Below are 10,894 nucleotides of genomic sequence, written 5' to 3' on the forward strand. Positions count from 1 at the left end.
GGTTTCCGAGCCGCTGGCGTGCCCGTCGGATCCACTGGTCCGGCAGGTTCGCTCGGACGAACTCGAGATCTATCTGCCTGCCGCGATCGCGATGTTCATCGAAGAGGTCGGAGTCGACCCGCGTGCCAACGACGGTGGGCGCGGATACCGGCACCGTGTCGCTAGCCTGATCGCCGCTGGTCGAGCGTGGGCGCGCATCGAGGACGGCCAGGTCGTTTTCAAGGCGGAGGTCGGTTCGATGTCTGCTCGCTGTGGCCAGATCCAGGGTGTGTGGGTCAACCCGGAATTTCGTGGGCAGGGCTTCGGCGTGACCGGTACAGCGGCTGTAGCGGAGTCGATCATGGCGACCGGTCGCATTGCGAGCCTGTACGTCAACAGCTTCAATACGATTGCGCGGTCGACCTATTCGCGGGTGGGGTTCCGACAGGTCGCGACCTTCTCGACGGTGCTGCTCGACTGACCGTACAAGCTGCGTGCAATGGTCGCGCCTACGCTGGGTGGAGCATTTGTCGCCCTACTATGGGGCTCGATGAACACTCGGCATTTCTCTCGTAGTCGCTCGGCCCAACTGTTGGCCTCCTGCACCGTGATTTTCTTGGCGGTGGGGATCAGTTCGTGTACTCCGAAACCCGCCGGCCCCGAGCCCGTCGCGCAGCAGTTCCTGAGTGCGTTCGGTGACAGGGATATCGACGAGGCAGCAAAACTGACGGACCGGCCTGATTCCGCGGGTCCTGTATTGAGTGACACCTGGGATGCGCTCCAGGCCGAGTCGATGACTGCCGAGACCACGTCGGTGAAGATGAACGGTGACACTGCGACGGTCGGCTACACCTACGAGTGGCACCTTCCGAAAGACCGTGTGTGGACGTACGACGGCGAGCTGCAGATGGGACGCAAGGACGGCGACTGGTCCGTCCGGTGGAGTTCGACGGACGTTCACCCGCGCCTCGGTGACAAGCAGACGATGTCGTTGCGGGCAACCGCGGCGCCGCGAGCGCGGGTCAACGAGCATTCGGGCACGGATGTCCTGGTGCCGGGAATTGTCTACCGAGTGAAGTTCGATCGCTCCAAGAGCAACGACATCATTGGTTCCGCAAACAATCTCGCAAGTGTTCTCGGTCGGTTCGATTCTTCGCTGACGGGTCAATCGATCGCCGAATCCTCGACGGCCGTCAAGGGCGACTATCTGGTGACCCGCCTGCGCAGTGACGACTACGACCAGGTATCGGCGCAACTGGGAGCCATCTCGGGAGTCTCTGTCTCGGACGAATCGGATCTCGTCTCGACGGACCCGGAGTTCGCGCCCGACCTTCTCGGGCAGATCAAGAAGACGATCATCGACGAGGTCGACGGCAAAGCCGGCTGGAGTGTCGTCACGGTCAACCAGAACGGCGTCGACACCGATGTGCTGACCGAGACTGCGCCGCAACCTGTTCCGTCGTTCAGTATCAGTTTGGATCGCAACATTCAGATCGCTGCTCAGCGTGCCGTGAACGTGAACAAGGATCAGGCGATGATGGTAGTCATCGAACCGTCGAGTGGGGCGATCCTGGCTGTCGCACAGAACAAGGCAGCAGACCGCGACGGACCGGTCGCGACGATGGGTCAGTACCCGCCCGGTTCGACGTTCAAGATCATCACGGCAGGCGCCGCAATTTCGACCGGTCAGGCGACCCCCGACACGATGGTGCCCTGCCCGGGCCGGATCGAGATCGGTGAGCGCAGCGTCCCCAACTACAACGAGTTCTCACTCGGCACGGTGCCGATGGCAACGGCCTTCGCGCGTTCGTGCAACACGTCCTTCGCCAAGCTGGCCAGCGAGATGCAACCAGACACGTTGACCACTGCCGCAGCGCAGTTCGGCATCGGCCAGGACTACAACGTGGTGGGATTGCCGATCGATTCCGGTTCGGTGCCGCCGGCGTCGGACCTGGTGCAGCGGACCGAAGACGGGTTCGGTCAGGGAAAGGTCGTGGTCAGTCCGTTCGGAATGGCGATGGCAGCGGCGACGGTCGCGAACGGTTCGACTCCGGTGCCGCAACTGATTTCAGGGCGCGAAACCACCATCGACGGTGAGCGCCCGGCGATCTCGCCCGCCATGGTCGACGGCCTGCGCGGCATGATGCGACTCGTGGTCACCAGCGGTACTGCAGAACGCGTCGAAGATCAGGGTGAGGTGTACGGCAAGACCGGGGAAGCCGAGGTCGAAGGGGGATCGCACGCGTGGTTCGTCGGCTATCGCGGGAACCTGGCCTTCGCGACTCTGGTTGTGCGGGGCGGAAGTTCGGACAACGCCGTCGCAGTCACCCGCGACATGCTCACCGCCCTGCCTGAAGGCTACTGACCCGTCAGGGGAGCAGTCCCAACCTCCGGGCGGTCACCACGGCTTCGTGGCGTGAGCTCGCGTCCAGCTTTCCCATCGCGCTTCGCAGATAGCTCTTGACTGTTTCAGGGCGAAGGGAAAGCCGTTGGCCGGCTTCGATGTTGGTGCAGCCGAGTGCGACCTGAGAGAGAACATCCACTTCACGCGGGGTGAGCGTGACGTCGGATTCGGCGTCGGCGGTGGGACGGAGCAGGTTGGCCAAACGCTGGGAGAGTCCGCGGAGTTTGGTCTGCAAGTCGGTGTCGGTGACGGTCTGGGCGACACTGCGTAGTTCGGCGTGGACTCCGCGGATCTCTTCCGAAGACATACCGTCGGCGGTAGTCGCGGCGGCGGCCTGCAGTAGTTGCAGGCGACGATCGACTTCGTCGCGGATGGCGAACTCCATCCCGAGACGCCGGGATGCGCCGACCATGACGTCTGCTGTGCGGTCACCCAACGGAGCGGAATCTCGGATCGCGGCGTAGAGCACAGCGCGCGATTTTCCCGAAACCATGACCGGAACGGCGATGATCGAATGCAGGCCCTCGCTGAGAACAGGACGGTCGAAGTGATGAGTGATGGACTGCGAATTGCCGTAATCGTTGACGGTGATCGGTGAACCCTGGGCTACGACGCGTCCGCCCATGCCCGAGCGCGGCGGGATGGCCAAGCCCTTGAGGTTGTTGGTGCGGGTGCCGACGAATTCGCTCAGGTGCAGGGTTCCGTCCTGGACCTCGCCTCCGAACAGCACGGGAACAACGCCCTGAGCTGCGATTGTGCGGAGTTCACCTCGCATTGCGTCCCCGTCGCGGGGGCGCAGAAGTGACGAAGCATGTCGGTTCACGCAGGTACCCCTTTCTGGGGGTAGTGAAGTTCTCTTGTGAGCTAGATCATAGGGGGTGAACAGTACGTATGACGAGCCGCCAAACGTAACCGGTCGGGCCAACCATACGACGATCGATAAGGAGCAAGTTGATGAGCACCGATCCCACCGCACGGGTGCGCGAGCTGCTGGACCAGTACGACACCCCGCATGCCAGCGCCGCAGAATTGCTCTGCGATCGGCATCCCGCGGATGGCGTTGCATTCACCGTCGTCGAGGCAGACCTTAGCTCGGTGGACCTCACTTACGGTCATCTACGTGAGCAGTCGGCGCGTTTCGCGGCAGCTCTGGCCGACCTCGGAGTCGAGCCGGGTGACAACGTCGCGACCTTGATGGGTAAGTCTGCGGACCTGGTGGTCGCGCTCCTCGGAATCTGGCGCCGCGGAGCAGTCCACGTGCCCTTGTTCACGGCGTTCGCTTCGCCGGCCATCGCTTTCCGCTTGACCGCCAGCGGCGCGAAGGTGGTCATTTCCGACGCCAATCAGCTCGAGAAGCTCGCGCCGGGAGAGGACATCCCCGCCGACGCAGCATGGCAGGTCATCGTCGCGGGCGGCGCGGCCGGTGACGAGTTGGACTTCGACGCACTTGTCGCAGCTCAGGATGCCGAAGACGCGAAGGGCGCTGCTCAGGCAGTCGGCGGCAACGCACCGATGGTGCAGTTGTTCACCAGTGGCACCACGGGAACACCCAAGGGCGTGCCGGTTCCGGTGCGCGCGCTCGCCTCGTTCCACGCCTACCAGGAGTTCGGCCTCGACGTCCGAGAGGACGACGTGTTCTGGAACGCCGCAGACCCGGGCTGGGCGTACGGGCTGTACTACGCGTTGCTCGGCCCGCTTGCCGCCGGCACGCGAAGCCTTCTGCTGCACGCCGGATTCTCCGCGCCGCTGACGTGGCAGATCATCGAGAAGTTCGGTGTCACCAATTTTGCCGCCGCTCCGACCGTCTACCGCAGTCTGCGTGCCGACAAGGCTCCCGTTCCGGAAGGCATCTCGCTGCGCCGCGCTTCCTCGGCCGGTGAGCCCTTGACTCCGGATGTTGTTGCGTGGTCGAAGAACTCGTTGGGCGTCGAGGTCCGTGATCACTACGGCCAGACCGAGCACGGCATGTTCATCGTCAACGCCTGGGCCGACGGACTTCGCGACGATGTCCGTCCCGGATCCATGGGTCGTCCGTTGCCGGGTTGGTCTGCCGCTGTGCTGGAAGACAATTCGGATGACATTGCACCGGCCCGCACTCAGGGCCGCGTGGCGATCGATACTCACAACAGCCCGTTGATGTGGTTCACCGGGTACGTCGATGCGCCGGAGAAGACGAAGCAGCGATTCAGCGAAGACGGCCGCTGGTACATCACCGGTGATGCGGGAATGACGGACGAGGACGGATTCTTCTTCTTCTCCTCGCGCGACGACGACGTCATCATCATGGCGGGCTACCGCATCGGTCCCTTCGACGTCGAGAGCGTGCTGGTCATGCACGAGCACGTCATCGAGGCCGCCGTGGTGGGCATGCCCGACGAGTTGCGCGGTGAGGTTCTCGAGGCGTTCGTCGTTCTTCGCGAAGGCGTCGACGGCGACGACGAACTCGAGAAGGAACTGCAGACGTTGGTGAAGAAGAAGTTCGCCGCGCACGCGTACCCACGCACGGTGCACTTTGTTCCGAACCTGCCCAAGACCCCGAGTGGCAAGGTTCAGCGGTACATCTTGAGGAAGGGATAAACCCTGCTGTGCGCCTTTATTAACCCCCGGCGGTTAATAAAGGCGCACAGCAAGGTCAGCGCCGACGAATTCTGCCGACCACCATGAGGGCGACCAGTGTGACTGCAAGCAGCAGTGTCGTATTTGCTGCGGCAAGAAATACCTGGCCACGGTCGGTGAGTCCGAAGATGCTGACCGGCAAGGTCTTCCATGTCGCCGGGTAGACCATGACCGTTGCGCCCAGCTCACCCATCGACAGTGCGATGGAAAGCCCGGCGGCCGCACCCAACGCTGGGAGCAGCATCGGTAGCGTTACCCGTGTCAGCACCCGCACCGGGCCGGCGCCGAGTGATTCGGCAGCTTGACGGTAGGCGGGATCGAGCCGTTCGAGCGCGGCCGATACGGAACTGAAGGCAAAGGCAAGCACCAAAACCGTGTGAGCGAGAATCACGATCCACTTGGTGCCGCCGAGCAGTAGCGGGCGCTCGTTGAAAGTGATGAGCAGACCCAAGCCGATCGCGACCGACGGAACCGCAATCGGTAAATGGAATACGGCATCGGTGATGCGCCGCAGCCACATCGGTGCCTCACGCGCGGCCAGCGCGGCCCACGTTCCGACGATCAATGCCAATGCCCCCGCGATGAATGCAGTCTGCAAACTGACGATCAGGCTGGCGAAGTTCTCGTCGGACAGCGCCGTGGAGAAGTTCTTGCCGCCGAGATTCGACGGAAGTGGACCGGTCCACGATCCGGCCAAGGCAGCCGCGACGACGGTGGCGATGGGCGCGACAAAAACCACCGCGACGACCAGGGTGAAGAATCCGAGTACGAGGGCCCTAGAGCTTCGTGTCCACAGCAGCACGGCTGCCTCCCATCAATCTGTTGAAGGTGAATCGGTAGAGGCAGTACAGGCCGAGTGAGAGTGCGACCTGGACCGTCGCGATCACTGCTGCGCCGGGCAAGTCGAAGGTGACAATGCCGCGGGTGTAGATGAGGACCGGAAGAGTTACGACGTCTTTTGCTCCGGTGAAGAGCACGATGCCGAATTCATTCAGTGTCATCAGAAGTACGAGCGATCCACCGGCCAGGAGGGCCGGCCACGCTTCCGGCATCACCACCTGTCGCAGAACTCGGACGGGTGACGCGCCGAGACTGGCTGCCACGTCGAGTTGTTCACGCGGAATCTGGGTGAACGCTGCCAATAGCGGACGCACGACAAAGGGTGTGAAGAAAGTGATTTCGGCCGCGATCACACCGAACGGAGTGTTGAGGAAATTCAGTGGGCCGCTCGCATCGCCGGTGATGCGGACGATCAAGGCGTTGACGGCGCCGGCTGTCCCGTACAGGAACGTGAACGCCAGCGTGATCAGGAAAGACGGCAGGGCGAGCACCGTGTCGATCAATCGCCCCACCACCTTGGATCCGGCGAACGGAACGAAGGCAAGCACCAAGGCGAGGAAGGTGCCCAGGATCAGGCAACCCAGGGTCGACGCCACGGCGATTTGGATGGTCCGCCAGAGCGCGGTTCTGAACAGTTCCGAACCGACCACGGAAGACCACCTGGACAACCCGGTGCCATCTGCGGTGCTCAGAGATTCCGTGAGGACACGTGCGGTGGGATAGACAGCAAACACGAGGACAAGAAGCAGTGGTGGCAGCGTCCAGCCGATCCGGCGCCACGCGATCGGGTCTTTGTGCTGGGGCGCAGCGGTTTCGGGGCGTTCCAGGGTTGTCGTCATGGGTGGCGATCCGCCGGAACCAGGACACTGCCGTCCGTGGGCAGGACGACGCCCACTTCGGTGTCGACCGGTCGTTCGTCGTGCCCTGGAACATCCGCGTCGACGCGGACATCGTCGAGGCCACGTACAGCCAGCGTCAGACGCGTCGTGGAACCGCGCCAGACGCTCGAGACGATGCGCGCCGGGAATGATCCTCGTGCGCCGAGGCCGGTTACGGCTACCGCGTGTGGACGAACACACAGGTAGGCGTCCATGTCGGACTCCCATTCGATTTGCCCGATCTCGGGCTGCGGGGCGTGAGCAGTGAACGGCGTGCCACCGATCGAGACCAGCGCGGAGGTGCCGATGACGCGTGTGACGGTGCAGGGCAGCAGGTTGGCACCCCCGAGGAACGCCGCGGTGAAGCTGGACGGCGGACGTTTCCACAAGGCCTCAGCGGTGTCGATGTCCGCGAGTCTGGCGTTGCGCATCACTGCGATTCGGTCTGCGAGCGCCAGGGCTTCACTCTGATCGTGCGTCACATAGAGCATGGCTGTGTCAGGTAGTGCTGCGCGCAGTCTCGCCAGTTCACCGAGCATGCTCTCGCGAAGTTGAGCATCCAGGGCGGCCAGTGGTTCGTCGAGGAGGAGTACTCCAGGGCGAATTGCCAACGCTCGGGCAATGGCGATTCGCTGCTGTTGACCGCCGGAAAGTTCACGGGGAAGCCGCTTTCCGTACGCCGACATCCCGACCATGTCCAGGGCTTCGGCCACGCGAGTGCCGATCTCCGACCGCGGCACGCGATGGGCTCGGAGTCCGAAGGCTACGTTTTCGGATACTCGCATGTGCGGGAAGAGAGCGTACGACTGGACGACGACGCCGATACCGCGTTGTGCGGGAGGCAGATTGGTGATGTCTCGGGTGCCGAGCTTGACGGAACCGGACGTGGGGCGGACAAATCCCGCGAGGGCCTTCAGGGCGGTCGACTTGCCGGATCCACTGGGCCCCAGCAGTGCCACAGACTCACCGGGTGCCACTCGCAGATTGAAATCGACGAGTGCATGGGTTGCGGTCTTCCCGCGGCCGTAGGCGACGTTGACGCGATCGAAGGTGATGGCCGGAGCAGAATGTTCGATCGCTCCGTGAACACCGACGGTCTCGGGGAGCGTCCGCCCCAGTCTGGTTCTTGCCATGATCAGCTCCCGGTGGCTTTCTGGTAAGCGGCGATGTCGGCGTCGAGCGAGCTGAGGACGTCGTTCCAGTTCGGGGTCCACACGTTGACGCCCTGCAGAACTCCGGAAGGCGTGTTCTTGTCGGTGGATTCACCGGCAGCGCTTCGGACGTCCTCGCGGACCGATACGCCGAGTGCATCGGTGGCGACGGTCTTCTGGGATTCTTCGGAGAGCAGGAACTCCATCAACTTCTTGGCTTGTTCGCTGCTCGGTGCGCTCTTGGCGAGGCCCATCACGTAGGGCAGTGCAATGGTGGTGCGAGTGCCGTCGGTTCCAGCGGGGAAGAAGATGTCGAACTTCGATCCGTCGTCGGCGATGGAGGCGAGGTTCATCTGGACGTCACCGTTGGCGACCAGCAGCTCTCCGTTACTGACCTTGGGCTGGAGCTTTCCGGTGGAAGACGAGGGTCCGACGTTGTTGGCCTGGAGCTTTCCGAGGTAGTCGAGTGCTCCTTCCTTACCCATCAGGTGCTGGAGCAGCAAGAGCACCGCGGTGCCGTCGCCGGCCTGGCCGGGCGTGGAGTACTGCAACTTGCCCTTGAACTGGTCAGTGAGCAGATCGTCCCAAGATTGTGGGGCGGGTGATGCAGTCGGATTGGCGATGAACGAGAGGTAATTCTCGACGACGGGCACGTACTTGCCGGCGTCGTCCTTCTCGTCGGCAGGAACGGCGGAGGTGTCGATTCCGCTGGGCTCGAGCAGACCTTGGGCGTCGGCCTTCTGGATGAACGGGGGCAGCGTGATGATCACGTCTGCCTGTGGGTTGGACTGCTCCTTTTCGACGCGGGAGACGACCTCGCCGGATCCGGCTTCCACGAGGTTGACGGCGATACCGGTCTGCGCGGTGAAGGCGTCGAATCTTCCCTTGTACCAACCGGACAGACCGTCGGCGCTGTAGACGGTGACGGTCTCGGTGTCTGATCCGGCAGCAGTGCCGGTGCCACCGCAGGCAGTGGTGAACGAAAGGACGGACACGGCGAGAGCGGCCGCAGCGATGCTCGGGCGTAGACGCATGACGATTCCTTTTTCGGAGGTGAGATCAGGAGTGGGTGAGGAGTTCGGCGAACTCCGTCACGGACGGGACGATGTGGGTGGCTCCGGCGTCGCGAAGCTGTTGCTCGTCGTGTGCGCCGGTCAGAGTTCCGGCGACGATGGATGCGCCGGAACGAATGCCGCTGAGCACGTCGTTGGACGTGTCGCCGAGTACGGCGATCTGGTGGACGTCGTCGATCGAAAGTTTGAGCAGGGCAGTCAGAATCAGGTCGGGGTACGGTCGACCGCGACCGGCCTCGGCGGGGGAGAGGGTGAGATCGGCGAGGGTTTTCCAGCCGAGCGCGACGAGGAGTTTGTCCTGGGTCGATCGGCTGAACCCGGTGGTCAAGGCAACTTTGATGCCGGCCTCGCGCAAAGTGGTGATGGCTTTCTCGGCGCCGGGGATCGGCTCGGCCAGGCCCTGGTCGATGAGGGAGTCGTACGTGGTTTCGAAGGCGGCGTTCGCGGCCTGGGCGCGGTCTTCGTCACCGAAGATCGCCCGGAACACGACGATCTTCGACTGGCCCATCGTGTCGAGGACGTACTGGCGAGCGGCGTCGGCTTCCGGGCCTTCGGCGGGCAGTCCGCCGGCTTCAGCGGCGGCAGCGAAGGCGCGAAGAACCAGTCCGTCGTCGGCGACGGTGGTGCCGGCCATGTCGAGAACGGCAAGGGTGATCGGAGACATGAGAAGTCTTTCTTGTCGGAGAGATTCAGAGACCGAGCTGGTCGGCGGTTTGTTCCGCCAGTGCCGGGCCGAGCGTCATACCGCGGCCACCGGGGCCGGCAACCACCCAGACGTTGTCGGCGGCTTGTGCGCGGTGAACAAGTTGTGAGGGGTCGATGCACTGGCTGTAGACGCCCGCCCAACGCTTGACGATTGGCGGAAGATCGCGTCCCAGAAGTGTTTCCACGACTCCGGACAGATGGCGATAGGGCGCCTCGTCGACATCGAAGTCGAAGGGTTCTTCGTATTCGTGGGTATCGCCGATGGTCAGCCCGCCGTGCAAGCGCTGCACGCACAGGAGTTGCATGCGGTGCTCCTCGGCAGTCGGTTCCTGCGGCTGTACTGTACGGAGGTGATCGAGGGCAGATCCGGCGAAACCCGGGTAGTAGCGGAAGCTGTCACCGTCAGCGATTGCGGTGGTGAGCTTTTCGCCGAGTGGGGCGCTCTGCATCATCTGCAGGCGCACACGGCGCAACGGGAGATCGCCGGCGAGATCGCGAGCCAATCCGCCGAGTGTTGCTCCGGGGCAGACGATCACGAGATCGGCGTCGAAGCTGCGACCGTGGTCGTCGCGGATGTGTGCGCCGGAGGTGGTCGTCGTGATCTCGCGGGCTTCCGTTCCGGCGTGGAAGGTGTAACGGCCGGTGGATTCGAGGTAAGAACGGATGGCGGGGAGCGCTTGCCGTGACTCGACAGCGGCGTCCAGCGTGCAGTGCAGTCCGCCGAGAAACTTGCCCCGGAGCGCGGGGTTGGCGACGCGAACGGCGTCGGGATCCAGAAGCGCGAACCCTCGGTTGTCGGCGTCCGGCCGAGAGAACGCTTCCTGCGCGACCGCGACCTCCTCCTCGGTGCGCATGAGGGTGATGGAGCCGGCTGGGCGGTATCCGACGCCGGGGACACGGGCGGCAAGGTCTGCCCACAGTTCGCGCGAGCGCAGCGCAGCTTCGAGTTCGTGCGGGGCTCGCCCGGATACCCAGACGAGGCCGAAGTTCCGTACCGTGGCACCGCGGGCTTCGGGCTCACGTTCGAGATGGCTGACGTCGTGTCCCCGACGGATTGCCTCGTCGGCGTGCGCCGTTCCGAGGATCCCTCCGCCCACAATCAAAATTCGCATGTAGAGATAGTGACGTTTGGTCTAGACCAATAGGGGGAATCGAGACGAACTCCAGGTTAACAATTGGTATAGACCGAATTCTTGTACGCTTGCGCCATGAATCAGCAGACGTCCACCGGGCCGGGGACCTCGAGCG

Annotated in this window: 10 protein-coding genes; 3 read left to right on the forward strand and 7 right to left on the reverse strand. The window is 63.6% G+C overall.

Annotated elements, in window-relative coordinates:
- Positions 1-460: GNAT family N-acetyltransferase (locus tag A2J01_RS11080; protein ID WP_156519244.1), on the forward strand; the 460-nt coding region annotated here is incomplete at its 5' end.
- A 69-nt stretch (positions 461-529) separates the two neighbouring features.
- The gene (locus tag A2J01_RS11085) at positions 530-2,344 is read left to right on the forward strand and encodes a penicillin-binding transpeptidase domain-containing protein (protein ID WP_042450801.1); all 1,815 of its coding nucleotides are present in this window, start codon (positions 530-532) and stop codon (positions 2,342-2,344) included.
- Between the two features lie 4 nt (positions 2,345-2,348).
- On the opposite strand, the gene A2J01_RS11090 is transcribed toward A2J01_RS11085, so the two are convergent.
- Complete coding sequence (locus tag A2J01_RS11090) at positions 2,349-3,158, reverse strand: LuxR C-terminal-related transcriptional regulator (protein ID WP_042450799.1); 810 nt, start codon at positions 3,156-3,158, stop codon at positions 2,349-2,351.
- A 179-nt stretch (positions 3,159-3,337) separates the two neighbouring features.
- Here A2J01_RS11090 and A2J01_RS11095 point away from each other — a divergent pair, with 179 nt between their 5' ends.
- On the forward strand, positions 3,338-4,960 hold the full coding sequence (locus A2J01_RS11095; RefSeq protein ID WP_042450797.1) for an AMP-binding protein: 1,623 nt from the start codon (positions 3,338-3,340) through the stop codon (positions 4,958-4,960).
- 55 nt (positions 4,961-5,015) lie between these two features.
- Here the strand turns inward: A2J01_RS11095 and A2J01_RS11100 are convergent, their stop codons facing one another.
- Genes A2J01_RS11100 through A2J01_RS11125 form a run of 6 tightly spaced genes read right to left on the reverse strand, consistent with a single transcriptional unit; the run spans position 5,016 to position 10,758 of the window.
- Positions 5,016-5,801 (reverse strand): ABC transporter permease, encoded by a 786-nt coding sequence (locus A2J01_RS11100; protein WP_064112692.1) that lies wholly within the window; start codon positions 5,799-5,801, stop codon positions 5,016-5,018.
- Positions 5,776-6,678 carry a 2-aminoethylphosphonate ABC transporter permease subunit gene (locus A2J01_RS11105; protein ID WP_030535656.1) on the reverse strand — a complete coding sequence of 301 codons (903 nt, stop codon included), beginning with the start codon at positions 6,676-6,678 and terminating at the stop codon, positions 5,776-5,778. The genes A2J01_RS11100 and A2J01_RS11105 overlap by 26 nt, the downstream gene beginning before the upstream one ends.
- The gene (locus A2J01_RS11110) at positions 6,675-7,850 is read right to left on the reverse strand and encodes an ABC transporter ATP-binding protein (protein ID WP_064112693.1); all 1,176 of its coding nucleotides are present in this window, start codon (positions 7,848-7,850) and stop codon (positions 6,675-6,677) included. The genes A2J01_RS11105 and A2J01_RS11110 overlap by 4 nt, the downstream gene beginning before the upstream one ends.
- Before the next feature lie 2 nt (positions 7,851-7,852).
- Entirely contained in the window at positions 7,853-8,902 is a 1,050-nt protein-coding gene (locus A2J01_RS11115) for a 2-aminoethylphosphonate ABC transporter substrate-binding protein (RefSeq protein ID WP_030535654.1), read from the reverse strand.
- 25 nt (positions 8,903-8,927) lie between these two features.
- Positions 8,928-9,605 (reverse strand): phosphonatase-like hydrolase, encoded by a 678-nt coding sequence (locus A2J01_RS11120; RefSeq protein ID WP_030535653.1) that lies wholly within the window; start codon positions 9,603-9,605, stop codon positions 8,928-8,930.
- Between the two features lie 25 nt (positions 9,606-9,630).
- Positions 9,631-10,758: a TIGR03364 family FAD-dependent oxidoreductase gene (locus A2J01_RS11125; RefSeq protein WP_030535652.1), complete on the reverse strand. Its 1,128-nt coding sequence runs from the start codon at positions 10,756-10,758 to the stop codon at positions 9,631-9,633.
- Between the last annotated feature and the right edge of the window lie 136 nt (positions 10,759-10,894).

The organism is Rhodococcus sp. EPR-134, from assembly GCF_001647205.1.
In the GTDB taxonomy this organism is placed as follows: domain Bacteria; phylum Actinomycetota; class Actinomycetes; order Mycobacteriales; family Mycobacteriaceae; genus Rhodococcus_F; species Rhodococcus_F qingshengii.